12 protein-coding genes are annotated in these 21,236 nt (G+C 44.2%); 4 read left to right on the top strand and 8 right to left on the bottom strand.

Features of this window, described 5'->3' with window-relative positions:
- Positions 1–4: 4 nt before the first annotated feature.
- The 7 genes from ABD894_RS02490 to ABD894_RS02460 all read right to left on the bottom strand — a co-directional run bounded on the left by ABD894_RS02490 (position 5) and on the right by ABD894_RS02460 (position 10,233).
- Positions 5–2,386, bottom strand: a complete 2,382-nt coding sequence (locus ABD894_RS02490) for a TonB-dependent receptor domain-containing protein (RefSeq protein WP_345209399.1) — start codon at positions 2,384–2,386, stop codon at positions 5–7.
- Between the two features lie 100 nt (positions 2,387–2,486).
- On the bottom strand, positions 2,487–3,128 hold the full coding sequence (locus tag ABD894_RS02485; protein WP_345209398.1) for a phosphatase PAP2 family protein: 642 nt from the start codon (positions 3,126–3,128) through the stop codon (positions 2,487–2,489).
- Positions 3,129–3,247: 119 nt separating this feature from the next.
- Positions 3,248–4,255 carry a YncE family protein gene (locus ABD894_RS02480; protein WP_345209397.1) on the bottom strand — a complete coding sequence of 336 codons (1,008 nt, stop codon included), beginning with the start codon at positions 4,253–4,255 and terminating at the stop codon, positions 3,248–3,250.
- A 51-nt stretch (positions 4,256–4,306) separates the two neighbouring features.
- The gene (locus ABD894_RS02475) at positions 4,307–7,393 is read right to left on the bottom strand and encodes an efflux RND transporter permease subunit (RefSeq protein ID WP_345209396.1); all 3,087 of its coding nucleotides are present in this window, start codon (positions 7,391–7,393) and stop codon (positions 4,307–4,309) included.
- Positions 7,393–8,337, bottom strand: a complete 945-nt coding sequence (locus tag ABD894_RS02470) for an efflux RND transporter periplasmic adaptor subunit (RefSeq protein ID WP_345209395.1) — start codon at positions 8,335–8,337, stop codon at positions 7,393–7,395. The genes ABD894_RS02475 and ABD894_RS02470 overlap by 1 nt, the downstream gene beginning before the upstream one ends.
- Before the next feature lies 1 nt (position 8,338).
- Entirely contained in the window at positions 8,339–9,574 is a 1,236-nt protein-coding gene (locus tag ABD894_RS02465; RefSeq protein WP_345209394.1) for a TolC family protein, read from the bottom strand.
- Positions 9,575–9,636: 62 nt separating this feature from the next.
- Positions 9,637–10,233, bottom strand: coding sequence for an HD domain-containing protein (locus ABD894_RS02460; protein ID WP_345209393.1), 597 nt, complete (start codon positions 10,231–10,233; stop codon positions 9,637–9,639).
- Between the two features lie 279 nt (positions 10,234–10,512).
- On the opposite strand from ABD894_RS02460, the gene ABD894_RS02455 reads away from it, so the two are divergent.
- Positions 10,513–10,968: a hypothetical protein gene (locus ABD894_RS02455; protein WP_345209392.1), complete on the top strand. Its 456-nt coding sequence runs from the start codon at positions 10,513–10,515 to the stop codon at positions 10,966–10,968.
- A 75-nt stretch (positions 10,969–11,043) separates the two neighbouring features.
- A complete protein-coding gene (locus tag ABD894_RS02450; RefSeq protein ID WP_345209391.1) occupies positions 11,044–12,378 on the top strand; it encodes a sigma-54-dependent transcriptional regulator in 1,335 nt (444 codons plus the stop codon).
- Here ABD894_RS02450 and ABD894_RS02445 read toward each other — a convergent pair.
- On the bottom strand, positions 12,375–14,897 hold the full coding sequence (locus ABD894_RS02445) for a hybrid sensor histidine kinase/response regulator (RefSeq protein ID WP_345209390.1): 2,523 nt from the start codon (positions 14,895–14,897) through the stop codon (positions 12,375–12,377). The genes ABD894_RS02450 and ABD894_RS02445 overlap by 4 nt on opposite strands.
- Before the next feature lie 262 nt (positions 14,898–15,159).
- Between ABD894_RS02445 and ABD894_RS02440 the strand changes: the two genes are divergently transcribed.
- Positions 15,160–18,711 (top strand): non-ribosomal peptide synthetase, encoded by a 3,552-nt coding sequence (locus ABD894_RS02440; RefSeq protein ID WP_345209389.1) that lies wholly within the window; start codon positions 15,160–15,162, stop codon positions 18,709–18,711.
- Positions 18,712–18,891: 180 nt separating this feature from the next.
- The gene (gene katG, locus ABD894_RS02435) at positions 18,892–21,162 is read left to right on the top strand and encodes a catalase/peroxidase HPI (protein WP_345209388.1); all 2,271 of its coding nucleotides are present in this window, start codon (positions 18,892–18,894) and stop codon (positions 21,160–21,162) included.
- The last annotated feature ends 74 nt before the right edge of the window (positions 21,163–21,236 follow it).

Genomic DNA, 21,236 nt, shown 5'->3' with positions numbered 1-21,236 from the left:
CTATTTAGAATTTTAAGCTCAGGCTACCAATAAATTGAGCCGGCGCTTGTGGTGTTAAACGTACCGACCACGCTTTTTCGTTAGTTAAGTTGTTCACCTTAAAGCTAACACGGTATTTTGGCTGATCGTAAAATAAGGTAGCATCAAACATAGTGTATGAAGGTATAATTACCTTGGTTGTTTGCGTATTTAACTGGTACGATTGGCTGCCGTAGTTACCACCAAAGCCCGCGCCCAAACCTTTAAGGTTACCAGCAGGCAAGCGGTAGCTTAACCAAAAGTTTACCATATTATCAGGTCCTGATCCATCCGGGCGAAGGCCATTCACATCTGCGTTAGCATTGGTGATAACGCTGTAGTTATAGGTATAGCCGGCCAAAATGTTAAAGCCGGTGAATGGGTTGGCGGTAAGATCAACCTCAACACCACGGCTGGTACGTGTACCATCCTGCAATGAGTAATTGGTATCACTTATATCGGTTCTTAAAATGTCTTTTACGCGTATATCGTAGTAACTAACGCTACCCGCCAAAATGTGGTTAAACAGATCGCCTTTAACACCAAACTCTAACTGGTTAGCGCGTTCAGGTTTAAAAGGAGTACCGTCTTTTGACTGACCGCTACGGTTAAAGAAACCACCCATATAGTTACCAAAAACCGAAAAACGGTCTTTAAACACTTCGTAAACCAAGCCCAGTTTTTGTGATACTGTATTTTGGCTGTACGGACCGGCAGATATACCATTGGCACCTAATCCGCCCGCGGTTTGGCCGGTATTTACATTGTATACACCCAGATACTGGTAACGGTCAACACGTAAACTTGCCATGGCCAATAAGTTATCGGTAATGTTAAATACATCCGATACGTAGATGGCGTAGGTATTATCACGGTTCTTTTCTTTACGTAAAGTACCGCCGTTGGTAGCAATAGAGTCGATACGGAAACGGGTTACCCTGTAGTTGGTAGGTGGGTTAAGGAAACTGATAGCAGGCAGGTTAACGGTAACGCGGTCAAAATCATTATAGTTGTTGTAATAATCTAAACCGGCAACCAGGCGATTCCTGAACTGGCCGATCTTGAAATCACCAATGAAATTTTGTTGAACATCGGTTGCTATAAAGTTGGTATTACCTACTATTATCTGCGGTTGCAAGGTGCTGTTTGCACGTCCGTTTAATGCAGTTATATAACCGTTAATGGTTGAACGGGCCCTTGAAACCACGGTTTGTGATGTCCAATGCTCAGATATTTTATAGTTCATTTGCGCAAATATGTTCATCATTTGCGTTGAGTAAGTTAAATCGTTACCCAGGAATGTTTTGTTATAGGGGAAGCCAATATCAACAATTGATTGTGTTAAGCCGCTTCCGGTGAATGGGTTAAAGCGAACTACTGATGTTCCTTTTTCCTGTCCAAATTCAAAATCAAGTAATAATGAAAGACGATCTGTTATCTGGTAAGAAAAACTTGGTGCTATAGTCAGGTTGTTAGTATAACCCTGATCCTGAAAAGTTTTTTGATGCGTATTAGCAGCGTTTAACCTGAATAAAGCAGTTCTGTCGGCATTTACCGGAGTATTTACATCAAGTGTAAGGCGGTTAAGGTTCCAGCTGCCTGCGCTAAAGCCAACTTCGCCGCCAAAATCATTATAAGGTTTTTTGGTAACACGGTTATATAAACCACCGTAGCTGCTGGAGATACTTGTACCGAACAATGTAGTAGACGGGCCTTTGATGGCTTCGATACGCTCCAGATTTACCGGATCAATGGAAGAGAACGCGGCACCTGCAACACCATTGCGTGCGTTGGGCTCGGTTTCAAAACCACGGGAGCGGAAGGTTACACGCCCCTGGTTAGCAATCATCGGGATACCGGCACCGGGAACACTTTTAGAGATGCTGCCCAAATCTAAAGCTACCTGCTCTTGTATCAGTTCTTTTGATACGCTGTTATAAACCTGTGGGTTTTCGAGGTTTTTTAACGGAAGCCTGGCTATGTAAACGCTTTCTTTTTTAAAGAATTTGTTTTTGTTGCCCGGTATGGTTACCTCTTGTAAGGAGGTAACGTTCTCTTTCGGCAACTGGTAATCAACAATAGCCTGCTGACCAGCAATCACCGTAACCGGCAAATCTTTTTGAGCGGCACCAAGCACTTGTATTTTGATGGTATAGTTACCGGGTGTTATATTTTTAAAAGTATACTGACCTTGCTCGTCAGTTAGTGTTGTTTTGGCCAGTTCAACAAGGGTTACAGCACCCGATGCCAGTGGCTGCCCGTCAACCATGGTTAATTTACCGGAGATATTACCGGTTGTTGTTTGGGCGTTTGAGTTGAAGGAGAAGACTGACAATAACGCCAGTAAAATTGTAAATAGGGGTTTCATCAAATAAATATATGAGTAAGTGTACAGTTAACACTTGCAAATATATGGCATTGTTTATAATTGGTCTAATTAAAATGAAAACTTAACATACCCCGGGGAATTACACGCGGGTTCGTTTAATGTATTGATAACCCAGTAGATACAGGCATGGTATTCCCAATATAAAGCCACCCAATACATCGGTAAACCAATGCGCGCCAAGGTATATGCGCGATGCAGGGATAGAAAAGATAAGAAAAATACATACGGCGGCTATGCTTAATCTTAACGGCTTCGCGATAGATTTTAGCTCGAACATTAACACGGTGATAAAGCCGAAAAAGATCACATAAAAAAGCACGTGCCCGCTCGGAAAGCTTTGCTGACTGCTTTTGCCCATTATAATTACCAATGTATCTGATGGGCGTGGCCTGTTAACAAGCCATTTAATAATAGTGCTGAGCAAGCCTGATAATAAGGTTAATAACACAAACAAAGCCTCTTTTTTATACCGGAAAAGGTAAAACAGCAATGCCGTAACAAATACTATAATGGGAGAGGCCGGTACAGTGCCGGGCCAGCTTATCGCTTTCATAATAGTATCCAGTAACGGATTACGATGTTCCTGTATCTCTTCTGAGAACTTAATATCGATAAACGTAGTAGGTAGTAATACTACAAAAGCGGTAATCAACAAAAAGCCAACAATTAAGCCAATCATCACATACAATAATATTTTCTTTTTGCGGGCAGTTGGTTCCATTAACAGTAATTAAGATGGTAATATAAGGTACTTACACTTGTTTTAAAGTATTGTTTACAAAAGCGGGCAAACAAATATAGGTTCGCCCGCTTTTGTAAAATCCAGTTTATGTTAAAAGATTAATTCTGCTGTTTAAATATCATTAGCTTAAAAGTACCGGGAACTACATTGCGGGTACCCTTTTCAAATTCGGCAACGCTGAAATAAATTTTATGGGTTTTTGCATCAAGTGCCATCGTTTTAGCCCTTTCCTGTGTTTTAAGGGTTTGTACAACGCTGTACTCATCTGCCGATTTTTGTTTGATAATAGTGGTTGTGCCATCACCGTTTGAGCAAAAGATCAGTTGTGTAGCCGCATCATAAGTAACAGCATCTACACCTTCGCCGATAGGCAGGGTGGCTATTACTTTACCGGTACTGATGTTGAGCACGCTCATGCCTTTGTTTTCCCTGCAAACGGTAAATAAGCGTTGATTTTTACCATCTAACGCCAAACCTGTAGGTCCTCCGCAAGGGGCTAAGGGAATATTTTTGATCACCTTCAGTGTTTTGCTGTCAATCACGTCAAGGCTGCTTTTGTCTTCAAGGTTGTTGTATATTTTTCCTTTACCATCAGCTATCGCAAATTCGGGGGCACCGCTTAACTTTACGGTACCAACTTGTTTTAAAGTTACGGGGTTAATTACCGAGGCATTACTGGTTTCACCGTTAAATGTGAAGATTCGATCGGAGTAGCTATCATACATAATGGCATCGCAGCCTTCGGCACCGGTAAGGGGTATTGATTTTATCTTTTTAAAAGATACGAGGTCGAACACTACCACGGCATTGGCTTTGCTGTCGCTGATAAAACCTTTATTCGCTTTATTATCAATAGCTATACCGTGTATACCTTGCAAATCAGCAATAACACCCACCGGTTTTTCGGTATCAAGATTAACAATGTTTACCGAGTTACCATGTGAAATGAACAGGTTACGGTGAACCTGGTCTATTGAAAGGTAATCGTATTTGCCGTCACCCGGCAGTGCGATGGTACTATGCGGAACATAATTTTGAGCTTTAAGGCATACAGGCGCCAGGCTGAACATAGCCAGTATAGCAAACCATAAGATGTTTTTTTTCATGTTGTTTTTTTGCGAAAATTCATCAATAATTCTGTAGAGATTATGGATTTATCAGTCTGTTATCACCGGCGCATTATTTTTATCCTGCTTGTAAAAGATCCTGATCATACTCGGCAACACGATCAGCAGCAGTGGCAAAGCGATCAGGAAGCCCCCGATAACGGCTATAGCCAATGGCTGGTGTAACTGAGCGCCCGCGCCAATACCCAAGGCAAGCGGCATCAGTGCTATAATGGCTCCCAGCGCCGTCATTAGTTTTGGCCTTAAACGGGTAGATATGGAGTAAATGATAGCCTCGTCAATAGTTTTATCCCTTGCGCTTTCCCTGAATTGCAGGAAGGTGAATATGGCATTCTCACCAATAATACCTACTATCATAATTAGTCCGGTATAACTGCCCACGTTCAATGGCGTGTTGGTTAAATACAATGCTAAAAAGCTTCCCGATATACCCAAAACCGCCATTACCAGTATCAAAAACGCAATCCTGAACTCTTTAAACAGGAACAAGATAACCCCGAATACCAGTAAACAAGAGGTGACAAGGATGATCAGCAACTCTTTAAATGACTGTTGCTGCTCGGCATAAGCGCCACCGTATTCAACATGGTAACCATTAGGTAGGTTAACATGGGCTGCTATATTTTTTTGAATGGCAGGTATAACCGTACCCAGATCGCTGTTATCCAACCGGGCGGTAATAACACCCATTGATTGCAGATCCTGCCGTTCTATCTCGGCATCACCTTCTTTAATATCTACCGTGGCCAGCTGACTTATAGGCACCAGTTTTCCATTGGCCAAAAAGATATTCAGGTTTTTGATGGCCGCGATGTTTAACGATCTGTTGCCGGGATACACCATGCGGATGGGTGATAGTTGCTGCGATTCGTACAGGTTACCCACAATATTGCCATCTAAAGCGGTTTGCGCCTGAAATTGCAGCGCGGCAGGGGTAATATTATATTGAGCCAGCCTGGTATAATCGGGCACGATGTTAACAGAAGGGCCGGCGATGATAATACCGTCGAATACATCGGCAGTACCTTTTACGGCGGTTGTTTGCTCGGCTATTTGCCTCGACAGGTTTTGCAATACATGCTGGTCATTCCCGAATACCTTTATCTCGATGGGCTGGGTAGAGCTCATGAGGTCGCCCAGCATATCGGTGATCACCTGGCCAAAATCAACCCTAAGAGCAGGTTGTGTGCGCTCAATTTCGGCACGCAAGTCACTGGTTACTTCTTCCGTTGTTTTTTGATGGCCTTTTTTAAGCTGTATCAGATAATCGCCGGTATTGGGTTCGGTAATAAAAAATCCCATTTGCGTACCTGTACGGCGCGAATATGCCGCCACATCGGGGTGTTTGATGATGATCTTTTCCGCCTCGCGCAGCATGCGGTCGGTTTCTTCGAGCGAGGTGCCCGGCGGCGAAGTATAATCCAATACGATACTGCGTTCGTCCATATCCGGCAGGAAACCGGTTTGTAAGTTGGATGGCACCAGCACGATCACCGCTACCAAGCCTGCTATAATAAGAATGCTCAATATTGGCCTCATAATGAAGAATGATACCCAGCCTTGCCTTTTTACCTCGTGTACTTCTTCTTTTTTGGTTGATGAATGCCCCAACTGGTTACGCGTAAGCAACAAATAAATAACCGGTAAACCTATCCAGGTAACAAAAAATGAACATACGAGGGTAATGATCATGGTATTGGTCATCACCTTAAAGTAAGCGCCCGCCACGCCCGTCATCAGCAAAAAGGGCAGAAAGATAACGATAGTACTTACCGATGAACCCAGCATAGCCGGGAACAAATAATCGATGGCCTTTTTTAACAGCCTGCTGGTAGGCTGCTCGGGGTGCTCTTCGTGGGTACGATGGATTTGCTCTACCACCACGATGGCATCATCAATAATGAGTCCGATAGCGGCGGCTATGGCACCAAGCGTCATGATGTTAAAGGTATAGCCTATTACATACAACACTATCAGGGTTAGTCCAAGGGTTACAGGGATAGTAATGAGGATGGTAGCACTCGCTTTTAACGACCGCAGGAATATGATAGCCACCACAATGGCCAGCAGCAAACCTATCCAAACGCTGTCGGTAACGCTTTTAACCGAATCGTTTACAAAATCGGCCTGAACATAATATGGTTTAATGGTAACATCTTTAGGGAGTATTTTTTGCAGGGCACTTACCTTGGCCGCCATATCTGTTGATAGGGAAATGAGGTTGGCATTAGGCTGTTTGATTACGGCTATCAATACCCCATCGTGCCCATTGGCGTTTATCTTGGTGTACTCAATACCTTCGCTCACCTGTATGGTGGCAATATCTTTTAACTGAATTACCCTCTTGCTGTTATTGCTGATCACCATATTTTCCAGCTGATCTTTCGCGCTTACCGTAGCATCGGTTACGGTAAGGTACAGCATCTTGTAATCGGCAAGGTAACCTTCAGATTTGATGAAATTGGTTTGCGATAGCGCCGCGCTGATCATATCGGGCGTAAGCGAGAGCGCGGTCATCTTATCCTGTTTCAATACCAGCCAGTATTCTTTATTCTTCCCTCCAATTACCCTGATCTCGGAAACTCCTGCCACTTGCGACAGGAATGGTTTTACCGTAAATGTAGCCAGTTGTTTCAGCTCAATAGGGGAGCGTTCGTGGCTTTCTAATGTATAACCGCTTACAGGCAGTATAGAGGGGTTCATTTTCTCTACCGATACGTTAACGTCGGGAGGCAGCGTGTTCTGTATTTTGGCTATCTGCGATTCTATTTGCTGTTTGCTCAGGTCTATATCCGCATTCCAATCCATATATGCCGAAATTTCGGCACTGCCCCGGCTGGTTGTGCTGCGTACCAGTTGCAGGTTGGGCACTTGTTTTACCGCGTTTTCCAGAGGCTTGGTAACGGTGATCATCATGGTATTTACCGGTTGCAGCCCTGCATCGGCAATGATCTTGATCTTAGGGAAAGTGATCTCGGGGAAAAGCGAGGTTTGTAGTTTGGTATAGGCGAAAATACCGCCCGTTATCAATAGTGCTAAAACCAGCAGCAGTGGTTTACGATAGAAAATGAAGAAGTTCTCCGTTTTTTCTAAATGTGTATTGGCTGATCTCTCCATTATTTAATGATCTTAACTTTAGCGGTATCTGCCAGTCCGTAATTCCCGGTAATGATGATCTTATCGCCCGGCGAAAAAACCGGTGACAGGATCTCAATTTTGTCGGTAGTTTCAATCCCTTTTTTTACAGGTGTTTTTACAGCGGTGGTATCGTTAATGAGTTTCATTACCCAAAAATCGGTTTGGGTTTCGTTGGCAAGTACCGCGCTTTTGGGCAGTGAAGCCGCATTGGTTTTATTAGTTTTTACAATGCGAGCCCTGGCAACCAGGTTTTCGGGTATTATTTTGCTGCCGGTAGTTCTTATCACTACACCCTGTGTTTGCGAAAGGCTGTCTACAGCGGGCATAAATGAACTTACCTTGCCTGTAACCTGTTCGCCGCCGGGCAGGGTTAATGCCACATCCTGGCTTATGGCTAAATAATTGCGGTACTCGTAAGGCAGCTGCATTACAAAAACGAAGCTCGCCCTGTCGCTGATAACGGCCAGTTGCTCGCCGTCCTGCACGTAATCGCCGGTTTGGTGGTTTAGCTGGGTAATATAGCCATGCTCGGCCGCGCGGATGCGGCTTACTCCCGAGAATTTAAAAGTAGTATCGAGCACGTTGATGGTATTGCCGATGCTTTGCGCCTCCTTGGTTTTAATAACAAACAGCAACTGGCCTTGCCCTACGTATTGCCCCGGCTGAATGTTCACTTTTTGCAGGTAACCTATAGCAGTGGCTTTAACATAACTTTTTTGTAAGAAAGTGGCGGTAGCATTCAGGTCGATGTAATCGGTAAGCGAGCTGTTATCTACTGAGGTAACTTTTACCGGTGTTTCGGTTTCCGTTTCGGCGGTGGCATCAGCAGGGGGCGTGCTTTGGCAGGCCGAAAACAACAGTGCAGCCAATATAAAAAAACCAATGCGGCTAATGTGCGCCTTTGCGCGTAGGTTTAGTTTCATACTATTTGTTCCAGTAGTTTAGCTGATTGATGAGTTGAAGGCGGCTAACGCTTGTTTGCGTAAGCAGGTTTTTTACCGAGTAATAGTTATTAATGGCCAATATCAGATCGGCAATTTTAACATCGCCGGTTTGCAGTAGTTGGGTATCAACCTTTATCAGGCTTTCCGAATATTTTGTTTGCGCGTTTATTTCGCCGATCAGTTTTTCGGTTTCACTGATCTGCTGGTTCAGTTGATTGATCTGCTGGCGGTATTGGGTATTAAAAAATGCTTTATAAGTTTGCCTTGTTTCTTCTTCCAGCTTTATCCTTTTGTATTGCAGTTTGCGCTGGCCGCCATCATAAATAGGCATAGTAATGGTAAAGCCAACACTGGCGCCAAAGTTTTTATACGGCTGTACCAAAAAATCGGAATTGTAACCGCCATCGGCAAATATGTTTGCCTGCGGCCGGTAGCTGTAGTTAACCAGACTGTGGCTTGTAGCAAGCCGCAAGCTGTCCAACTGGTATTGCTTAAAAAAGATGCTGTTATGCACTTGTGCCGAAGTCGCTCTTTGTAAGGATGGATCGCTTAGTTCAACCGCCGAAGTATCTGCAATACCGGCAATATAATTAAGTGTGGCAAAATCATTTTTGTACTGCAACTGCGCCTGTAATAGTTGTAATTGTTGTTGTTTTAAAGTAACCAAAAAAGCCAGGTATTCGCTTTGCTTATATACATTGCTACGGGTAAGTTTCTTAAGCAGCGATTCCTCACCGGATAAAAGTTTGACAATCTCAATGTTGAACTTAACCTGTTGCAGGCTGCCGTAAGCGGTAATGTACTGGCCTATAATGGTACGTTTTAAATCCTGCGCGCTTAGTTTACCGGCATTGATCAGCGAATCGCGCTGTAAGGTAATGGCCATTACTTGCGCGTTCATGTAGCCCTTGCTCACCAATTGCTTATTTACACCCAGCAAAGCATTAAATGTTTGCTTGTTGGTGATGGCCTCGGCATAGCCATAGCCTTTTATTACAGGGGCATAGTAACCAGCAGTGTTTAAATTTACCTGCGGACGGTAGCTGGCACGTAAACCCAGGCTATCCAATTTACTGCTTGCCACCTGGTTATTAAGGTCTTTTAAAAGCGGACTGTTGCTTACCGCTTGCTCCAGATAATAATCAAGCGTTTTGGTTTGGGCGCGCAATTGGCTGTTGCTAAGTATAAAGAGTAACAAAACGGGGAGCCATTTCATCGTTGATCGGTTAAGTTTCATCTAAGCTATCTAATATTTTTTATATGGTGGATGAAAGGTTTTTATTGCTCCCATTTGCTTTTGATTTTGCGCAATTGTTTTTGCTTTAATGGTTCAAGAACCTGTTGACCATACTTGCTAAAATAATGGTGTTTAGTTAGAAAATCGATATTCAGTTTATCCCATTCCTCGTCGGTATATGTTTTGTTGAGGTATATTGCCCACTCTTTGCGTAACCTCTCGCTATAGGCAGGGTAATTATCGCTGGCGAGGTGGGCCATATCGGCATCACAAATAATTTCTTCTACCCGCGAGAACGGATTTTGTGGTAAACGGGTAGCTGTAATGAGGTATTCTATTTTTTGAATGTAATCGGCAGGGCAGTCTCGTGTTTTTAAAAAATCAACTGCTATATCAATACTTTTTACTTCGTGGTTTATATAGGTATAACAATAACCGCTGTCATGAAACCACGCGGCAATCTCCAGCATCTGCAATTGCTCCTCAAGAATGATACTTTGTTCGCCAATAAAAAGCACCTGCTCAACCACCTCTTCAGTATGTCTTTTTTGATGGAAGGTAAGTTCCTTTGGCAAGGCCCTGTCAAAAAGACCATTGACAAAGAAGGATACATCCTGAATAATATCTGCTGACATCATACACAATCTTTTTACAGGCCAAATTCGGGGTCAATTCTGTAGGGAATTTGGAGGATGCTATTCTTTAACAGCAACGGGCTGCTTATTGTACACTCCGAATTTTTACTATAAAAGCTAAAAATGGGGAGTATGGCAACACATTGTTGCCATACTCCCCATTTTTTAATTAGCGCTTATTTTTTAATTGGTTGATTATCAGTGTTTGGCATGTTGTGGCCCATTTGGCATGGTTGTGTATTATACTGTATCAAATAACAAATAATAATATATACATCTAATATGAAAAAGATCATTTTATCAGCAGCATTTGTAGCTGCATTAGGAAGCGTTTCAATTGTTAAAGCACAAACTACACCTTCTACCACGACCCCTGCAACTACCACTCCTGCACCAGGTACAACTACTTCACCGGCTACCACACCAGGTACTCCGGCAACAACAGATCAGTCGACCACTGCGCCTGCTACAACAGCACCGGCTACTACAACTACTGCGCCTGCCACTACTACCGAATCAGTAGCTACTGCACAGGAAGTATCTAAAACAGAGGTTAAATTAACTGATTTGCCTGAAGCAGTTACCAAAACTTTAAAAAGTGCCCCGGTAAGCGAGTGGACTCCAACCGATGCTTCTTTGGTAAAAACATCTGCCGGCGAATTCTACCTGGTTAACCTTAAAAAAGGTACCGATGCAAGATTTGTTCGTTTAGATAAAGATGGCAGACCGGTTAAATAAACAACCAGCGTTTCAATAATAAGCAAGAAAGCCGGGTTTTTTACCCGGCTTTCGCTATTTTTGCCGTTACTTGTTATGGCTAAAATACTACTTGTTGAAGACGATTCCACTTTCTCTCAACTCCTTCAGGGGTTTTTAAGCAAATACGGCTATGAGGTTGATGATACCAATACCGTAAAAAATGCTACAGCTTTACTAAGTAAACACACCTATGATCTCTTCCTGCTCGATTACCGTTTACCTGATGGTAACGGCCTGGATCTCTTGCTGAATGCCCGTAAACAGGATATTCATGCGCCCGCCATTGTAATGACGAGTTTTAACGATGTACGCACCGCCGTAAAGGCCATGCGTTCGGGCGCGTTTGATTATATCACCAAGCCTGTTAACCCCGATGAATTGCTAATGGTGATCAAAAGCGCCCTAAAAGGTGAAGATGAAACCGGTACCGAAGAAGAAACGGCAACAGGCGATTTTATACGCGGTACCAGCGACGAAGCCAAAAAACTGTACGATTATATTGACCTGGTTGCCCCAACAGAAATGGCGGTGGTGATACAGGGCGAAAGCGGCACAGGTAAAGAGCATGCCGCCAAATTTATACACCTGCAAAGCAAACGGGCAGGCAAACCTTTTATAGCGGTTGATTGCGGCGCGTTATCTAAAGACCTTGCGGCCAGCGAATTGTTCGGCCATGTAAAGGGCGCTTTTACCGGGGCTATTACCGATAAAAAAGGACTGTTTGAAGCAGCCGAAGGTGGTACTTTATTTTTAGATGAGATAGGAAACTTAAGCTACGAAGTACAGGTGAAATTGCTGCGTGCCTTGCAGGAACACGTGATACAGCCGCTTGGCAGTACCAAGCAACTGAATACCAATATCAGGTTGATATCGGCTACTAATGAAGACCTGATCAATAGCGTAAGCAACGGCGATTTCAGGCAGGATCTTTATCACCGCATTAACGAGTTTAAAATAAATATGCCGGCCCTGCGCCAGCGCGGCAGCGACTTAACGCTCTTTATGAGTCACTTTATTAAGCGTGCCAATAAGGAACTCGACCGCAATGTACAAACGCTATCTGCCGAAGCCAGCGACCTGCTGCATAATTACGACTGGCCGGGTAACCTGCGCGAATTAAAAAATGTGATACGCCGTATGGTGCTTTTAACCCCGGGAACCGATGCTGGTATTGAATCTTTACCTGATGAGATGCTATTGTTTACCCATCAACAGGCAAAAGCAAATGATACCGACCTGAAAGCAGTGAACGAAGCCAATGAGCGAACCCTGATACAGGAAACGCTGCAAAAGGTTAAGTTCAATAAATCAAAAGCGGCAAAAATGTTGAATATTGATCGTAAAACGCTGTATAGTAAAATGGAGCGCTACGGTTTAAAAGACGATTAAACTTCCATTGTTGCCGGGTAGGCTGTATCAATATAATCAATCAGATCCTGCATTTCAGATAGGAGCGCCTGCAATTGCACACCGGCACTTGCCGATAAAGCATCATCCATCAGCAGCTGCTCAACCCGCCTTAACGCTACCGATAGATCACGGGCGCCAATTTGCCCGGTGCGGCCAGCCATTCGGTGTACCAGTAAAGCTATTTTTTCGGTATCAGTTTCACTTGCCAACGCGTCTTCCAGCTCTGCAATATCGCTGCGGGTATCAGCCGTAAAGCGATGCAGGATATTGGCCAGCTGCTTTTCATCATTAAAGGTCATCCTTTTAAGCATGGTCATATCCAGGCCGGGGTTTGACGATGCTGCTTTACCGGCATCGGTATGTGTGGTATTGATCCCCAACAACTGTAAAATATCATGTTCAGAAAAAGGCTTGGTAAGTATACCATCAAATCCGGCTGATAATATTGCTGTTTGTTCCTGTGGTAAAGCCTGCGCGGTAAGCGCGTATATTTTAGTATCGGCAGGTACTTTCTTTTTTAGGGCTGCACAAAGTTCCTTGCCATCTATCCCCGGCATGCGTATGTCGGCAAAAATAACACGTACCTCATCATCCCATGGCGCACTTAATAAATCGGTCGACGAGTTAAAACATTTATGCGGTATCCCGTTCTTTTCTAACAGTAATTCGCACAGATCGAGTATCAAATGATCATCATCTACCACCCAAACTTTTGCAGGTTTTGTTGTTTTAAGCTGTGGATTAGCAGATGTCCCTGTTTTGCTAATTGCCTCACTAGCGCGTGTAAAAGTAAGCAGAACAATAAATTCCGAGCCTTTACCCGGTGAGCTTTCTACATTAATACTACCGCCTTGCAATTCAACCAGCTCTTTACAAATGGCAAGGCCAAGGCCGGTACCTTTATCCTGCCGCTGGCCGGGAGTTTCGGCTTGTTCAAATTCGTTGAATATACGGTCGATATCATTTGCCGAAAGGCCAACACCTGTATCCTTTACCCGGAAGGTATAATGCAAGCCATCGCCGTTCTGCACATAAGATACCGTAAACAATACCTCACCTTCCTCGGTGAATTTGATGGCATTCCCCAACAAGTTATACAGCACCTGCTTTAACCTGAACGGGTCGCCGTTAACAAGGCTGTTAGTAGGCAGGTGATAATTACCGGTGAACTTAAGCGATTTATTTTCGGCAGGCAGTTTCATTACTGATTCTACCTCTTGCAGTAACCCGCGCATATCAAATACCTTGTTGGTGTAAGTAAACTTGCCCGATATGATACGATTATAATCCAGCACCTCATTCACTATCTGCATTAAGTGTTTCGACGATTGGTAGATGGCCTCAATATGATGCTTGTTGCTTTGCTGCTGCAAGCGGGCCAGTTCGGCATAACCAAATATTGATTGCAGGGGAGTGCGGATCTCATGGCTCATGTTCGACAGGAAACGCTGCTTGGCGCGGCTATGGTATTCGGCTTCGTCGCGCGCTTCTTCCAGTTCTTTACGGTAACGGGTGCTTCGTGTAATATCAGTTAATATGAGGTACAATAAAATTACGGTAAGCACCACAAAGCCCAGCGTAATAAAGCCCGTTTTTTTTATGCTGCCGGTTACAATGGCTTGTGCCTGCTTGTTGTTGTAGGTAGTTTGCGCAATTACTTCGTGTTCTACCTGTTTTAGGATAGACTGTATCTGGCTGATGAGCTCATTGTTAGCATTGATCAGGATATTTTCGCGGTTAATAAATTGCGCGCTCTTTTTACGCTGCATTTTTTCGAGCTGCTCTACGGCATTACCCATGCTTTGCAAAATACTATCCTTAATGGCCTGGGCGGTGGTATCGCGCTCAATATTCAGTTCCTGCTCAACAACCTTGTAGGTTTTTGCCTCCTCTGGTTTCTTCTTTCCAAATAGTTTACCAAAGAAACTGCGGGTATCTTTCTGTGCTTCGCCCTCGGGGGTAAGTATGGTGGTTGATGTTTTCTTTTCGGTACTGATAACCCCGCTATCGGCCTGCAAAGCATTCTGATCGAGCAGGTCGTTTAATGATTGCACCTGTGCTGTAAAAAGCCGGTCGTTCATCATGGTTTCACGCACCTTTATGTAACGCACAAAAAGCCTGTCGCGTTCGGATAGGAGCTTTTTCAGCTTGTTAAGCCGTGCCGATTGCCCATCCTTATGAGTATACTGGCTTTGTAAGGTATCAATCAGGCGGTTTATGCGTTTGGTTTCGCTGAAAAAACCTCCCGTATTGTGCTTGTTGCTGGCCAGCCGTGCTTTTTGAGTTTGATCGAGTTGGCCTATTTTTACCGATAGCTCATTCACCAAACGCAGCCTGTTATTAGGTTCAGATATATTATCAACGGCTACCATCATTTGTTGAAAGGCGATTTTGCTGATACCCCACGCCGTTAACAGCGCGAAGCAGGCCAGCAAAAATATAATGATGATCTTTCCTTTAATAAATGGCCGTGTATAATGATGATTTTCCCGGGTCATGATATCAACTTTAACGCCGCCTTATGTGTTTTTATTTCCGGCAGGTCGTTTATTGAGCAAAATGGTGAAGCTAAAACCGGTATTTACTGATTTTGTTTGCGCAGCCATTGTTTGAAGCCCCAAAACATATTAACAACCTATAAAAAATGTGGAAAAATTTTTATCAAATAAACATAATAGCTCTACTATGTTGAAAAGGTTTTATGTAAATTTATTTCTACTGTCTGTCAGTAAGTTATAAACCAATTTTAAATCCTATCGTATGAACCTAAACAAACTTGACCAGGATATTAATGCCTTTTCTGTAGCCCCGAATTTGGACGGCTTATCACAAAATTTCGACATAAAACACGATGCCGAACACGAGGAAACAATGGATCTCGCTGAAGATGCCGTACAGTTTTGGAAACGCCAGTTAATTTCGGGCATACCGAGAATAACCATGCCTGTTGATTTTCCGCGATCCTCAGTTGGAGCGAGTAAAACGGCACACGTTTCTTTTGTAATAAGCTACCCGCTTAGCGAAACGCTCAGGCAAATGAACGAGCGTTTGGGCACTAATACTTATTCAACCCTATTAACGGTTTATAATGTTCTTTTATACAGGTATACCGGCCAAACCGAAATGCTTATTGGTTTACCGGCCATTGAGTACCGGGTTGATGAAGAAGGGGATATTAACGATACCCATCATAACACAAAAGTTTTTCATATTCAATTTCAGGATGATATTAATTTTATTGAACTGCTTACAAAGGTTAACGAGGTAACTTCTGAATACGCCCGCCACCCTGATGTATCTTACGAGTTGTTACAGGAGGCTTTAGGTAACCAGGCCGAAAGCATGCAGGGGAGTTTATATAACCTTATATACTCGTACAGAAATACACTGATTGGCAGCAAGGAAATTGAAGACTGGACAGCCAATGTAAGCATTCCGGAAAATGCCCGGCACGGGATAGACCTGGCCTTGTATGTAGAAGACACCGGCAACCAGGTTAATATCACCTTAACTTATAATTCGGAATTGTTTGAAGCCGAAACTATACAGCGTTTTGCCAAACATTTTGAGGCGCTGTTAGAGGCGGCTACGTTAAACCCGTCGGCCGCCATTGCCACGTTGCCAATGTTAAGCGAGGCCGAATTTCAGCAGCTGACATCGGGATGGAATACTTCGCATGTAAATTACCCTGCTGATAAATGTATACACTGGTTATTTGAACAGCAAGCCGCCGAAGCCCCGCAAGCTAAAGCGCTTGTGTTTGAAAATGAGCACCTAACCTATGCCGAATTAAACAGGCGCGCGAATCAGGTAGCGCATTACCTAATAGAAAAAGGCGTAAAACCGGGTATATTCGTGCCGCTTTGCATGCATCCTTCTATAGAAATGTTTGTCGCTATTTTGGGTATACTGAAAGCAGGTGGGGCATATGTACCTGTTGATCCTGATTACCCAACCGACAGGGTAGCTTACCTGCTGGAAGATACCAATGCCACACTGGTATTATGTAACCATAAAAGCAAAGCCGCTTTGGCTGAATTTAAAGCAGTTGATCTTTTAGTGTTAGACGATGACGAGCTGAAGCTTGAAAGTTACCCAACAAACAATCTGACCGATGTTGTAGTCAATTCAAATGATCTTGCTTACGTTATTTACACATCAGGTACTACAGGCAGGCCCAAAGGAGTGATGATTGAGCATCGTGCTTTAATTGACCATTGTTACGGCGTTATTGAAAGTGCTGGGTTGAAAAGCTGTAAATCTTTCGCGTTGTTTTCGCCGCTGGTATTCGATGCCGGGCATTCTATAATACATTCCTGCTTTTCGATGGGAACATGCCTGCATGTGCTACCAAAGTCCTTAATTATGGATAGCGAGCGGGTTGTCGCTTATTTGAACGATAATGAGATCGATGGCATCAAGATAGTCCCATCCTTATGGCTTTCCTACGCAGGGCTTCAAAAAATTGCCCTGGCGAAAAAGGTAATGATCTTCGGTGGCGAAGCCTTTGCTTTGGGCATATTGAATCATCTGCGCAATGTAAACTACCGCGGCGCTGTTTATAATCATTACGGGCCAACAGAAGTCACTATCGGGAAAACCATACATAGGGTAAATCTCAATGCCGATTATCAAACCGTGCCCATAGGCAAGCCATTCTCAAATACGCAAGTCTATATCCTGGATGATAGCCTGCAACCCGTGCCCGTTGGTATAACAGGTGAGCTCTACATAGCAGGCAACGGCCTTGCACGCGGCTATTTGAACCGCCCCGATCTTACTGCCGAAAAGTTTATAGTCAATCCGTTTGCCTATCTGCCAACCGACCGGATGTACAAAACCGGCGATAAGGTAAGATGGCTATCCGATGGCAATATTGAGTATTTGGGTAGGGTAGATGAGCAAATAAAAATAGACGGTCACCGTATTGAGCCCGGCGAAATAGAAGGTGTTTTATTACAAAGCGGTATGGTAAGCCACGCGGTGGTGCTTGCTTTACCCTGTAGCAAGGGCAATAGTTGCCTGGTGCAATATATTGTCCCTAATAGTTCCTATAATAAAGATAACCTGTCACAATTTTTAAAACAGAAACTACCCGCCTACATGGTGCCCTGTACCGGTATAGAACTGGAAAACCTGCCGTTGACAAGACACGGTAAGATCGATAAAAAACAGCTGGCAGGCTTAGCAGATTTTTCAAGGAAGTTTGCCGCCCCGGTAACCTCCACCGAAATAAAATTAGCCGAAATATGGGAGAGCGTATTAAATACAGGTAAGATCGGCATTCACGATAATTTTTTCGAAATAGGGGGCAATTCGCTGCTTGCTGCCATGATCTTTGTAAAGATAAAAGATACTTTCCGACGGAACTTCCCACTCTCAGCCATATTTACCGCGCCTACCATACATCTGCTGGCTACAGTACTTGATGAGCCGGTAAAAGCCTTTTCCGGTTCAAAATCATTGATCCCTATTCAGCCGCATGGTAATAAAACGCCATTGTTTTGTGTACACGCCGGGCATGGCCATGTTTTGTTTTACGGTAACCTCGCGCTGCATTTAGATAGTGATCAGCCTGTTTACGGCATCCAGGCCAAAGGTATTGACGGTACCGACCTGCCATTTAACAATATGGAAGCCATAGCGGCCTATTATATTGAGGAGATCCGTAAGGTACAGCCCGAAGGGCCTTATTATCTTGCGGGATATTGCTTAGGTGCCATGATCACTTTTGAGATGGCACAGCAGCTGCAACAGCAAGGGCAGGAAGTAGCGCTGCTGGCAAACTTTAATGGTATTTCACCTTATTACCGCCGCCCGGCACCTGCTTCGGTAACCAATGAAAATAAACCACAGCCAAGCCGGTTGGATAAAATATCCCGGCACCTTAATAATATTAAAGAACTGAACTGGAAAGGAAAGTTCGATTATATAGCTAAAAGATTTTGGGTGCAGGCCAAAAGTAAATTGATGGGGCCCGTATTCGTAGTAAACTATAAAGTTTCGGGTGCGCTATTTAAGTTGTATTTAAATACTAAACACAAAGCCCCTGATGTACTGGCACGAAAATATACCGGTAACTCACTTTATATATTACAGTGTAGCTATCGCCCAAAAACTTATAACGGTAAAATGGTAGTTTTCAGATCGCCGGATATTTACACGGTGCCACACTTGGGATGGAAAACGCTTATTACTAATGGGATAAAAGCAATAAGTATACCCGGCGAGCACGAAAGCAGGAGGGATATACTCAATGAACCTTATGTACAACACCTGGCTAAAGAACTGGAAAGGTTTTTACCGGCGTAGATCATCATCTTACTTAATTGGGTAATAGTAATTATTTATGGTTTGATATATGATAAATAGATTTTAGCTATTCTGTATAGAATTAAATGATTGTGATTGTTATAATCAATGTCATAATTTTATATCGTAATACAACCAACAGGTACAATAAGTGTTCAATTTATAAACTTATAACTAACTATGGAAAACCAATCGAATGACATCAGTAAATGCCCGTTTCATAACGGCAGTATGAAACATAACACAGGCGGTGGCGGTACCCGTAACCACAACTGGTGGCCCAATCAGTTAAAGCTGAATATCCTGCGGCAGCACTCTTCCTTATCCAATCCGATGGATGGCGATTTTAATTATGCCGAAGCATTTAAAAGTCTTGATCTGGAAGCGGTAAAAGCAGACCTGCACGCGTTAATGACCGACTCGCAGGATTGGTGGCCGGCAGATTTTGGGCATTATGGTGGCTTGTTCATCCGTATGGCATGGCATAGCGCGGGCACTTACCGCGTGGGCGACGGTCGTGGTGGTGCAGGTGCAGGCTTGCAGCGTTTCGCGCCGTTAAATAGCTGGCCCGATAACGTAAGTTTGGATAAGGCACGCAGGTTGCTTTGGCCTATCAAACAAAAATACGGCAAAAAGATTTCCTGGGCCGATCTGATGATTCTTACCGGCAACATTGCGTTGGAGTCAATGGGTTTTAAAACCTTTGGTTTTGCCGGTGGCCGCGAAGATGTATGGGAAGCGGATGAATCTGTATACTGGGGTTCTGAAACTACCTGGCTGGGCGGCGACTTGCGTTACGCGCATGGTTCGCCTGGTGTAAAAGAGGGGCATGGCGTACTGGTATCTGACGATGATGCCGATGGCGACGTTCATTCACGCAACCTCGAAAAACCGCTTGCCGCTGTACAAATGGGCTTGATCTATGTAAATCCCGAAGGCCCGGATGGTAACCCAGATCCTGTTGCGGCAGCCAAAGATATTCGCGATACTTTCGGCCGTATGGCCATGAACGATGAAGAAACAGTTGCATTGATAGCCGGTGGCCACAGTTTTGGCAAAACCCATGGCGCGGCTTCGGCCGATCACGTGGGCAAGGAGCCTGAAGCTACAGATGTAGAACTGCAAGGTTTTGGCTGGAGTAACAGCTATGGTTCGGGCAAGGGTGCCGATACCATTACCAGCGGACTGGAAGTGATATGGACAAAAACGCCTACGCAATGGAGCAATAACTTTTTTGAAAACCTGTTTGGCTTTGAGTGGCAGTTAACTAAAAGCCCGGCCGGCGCGCACCAATGGGTGGCTAAGGATGCGGAAGCTTTTATTCCGGATGCTTATGATAGCACCAAAAAGCACCTGCCAACCATGTTGACTACCGATCTTGCTTTGAGGTTTGATCCATCGTACGAAAAAATATCAAGGCGTTTTCTCGAAAATCCTGACGCTTTTGCAGATGCCTTCGCGCGTGCATGGTTTAAATTAACGCACCGCGATATGGGGCCGCGCGCACGTTACCTCGGTCCTGATGTTCCGCAGGAAGTATTGCTTTGGCAAGATCCTATCCCGGCGGTTGATCACGCGCTTGTAACTGATAGCGATGTAGCAGCATTAAAGTCAAAAGTATTGGAATCGGGCTTAAGCGTGTCTGAACTGGTTTCTACGGCATGGGCTTCGGCTTCATCTTTCCGTGGTACTGATAAGCGCGGTGGCGCCAATGGTGCGCGTATCCGCCTTGCTCCGCAAAGGTACTGGCAGGTAAATAACCCATCGCAGTTACAAAAAGTACTGGATGTGTTGGAAGGTATTCAGAAAGAGTTTAACGCGGCACAAGCTGACGGTAAAAAGGTTTCATTAGCCGATTTGATCGTGTTGGCGGGCAGCGCGGCGGTTGAAAAGGCCGCTAAAGATGCCGGACAAGAAACCACTGTTCCATTTACACCGGGCCGGATGGATGCTTCGCAGGAAGAAACCGATGTAGAATCGTTCGGTTATCTTGAACCTGCTGCCGATGGTTTCCGTAATTACCGCAAATCTAAATTCCCGGTATCTACCGAAGAATTACTGGTAGATAAGGCCCATTTGCTTACGCTTACAGCGCCTGAGTTAACCGTATTATTAGGCGGTCTGCGCGTGTTGAATACCAATTATGATGGTTCAAAACATGGCGTATTTACTTCCAATCCGGGTGTGCTTAGTAACGATTTCTTTGTAAACCTGTTAGATATGCGCACGGCGTGGAAAGCTACATCTGCCGATAAAGAAGTTTATGAAGGCAGCGACCGCATCACCGGCGAGGTAAAATGGACGGCTACCCGTGCCGATCTCGCTTTGGGCTCCAATTCAGAACTAAGAGCGGTTGCAGAAGTTTACGGAAGCAGCGATGCGCTGGATAAGTTTGTAAAGGACTTTGTAGCAACCTGGACTAAAGTAATGAACCTGGACAGGTTTGATTGAGCGGAGAGGGGCTTTACTAACCCAGTTTACATATATTGAGTTATATATGGCTCAGTAACATTAAAAAGGCACCG

Source organism: Mucilaginibacter gynuensis (assembly GCF_039541195.1).
GTDB lineage: Bacteria > Bacteroidota > Bacteroidia > Sphingobacteriales > Sphingobacteriaceae > Mucilaginibacter > Mucilaginibacter gynuensis.
Note: the sequence above shows the minus strand (reverse complement) of the source record. Positions and strands in the feature narration are given on the sequence as shown.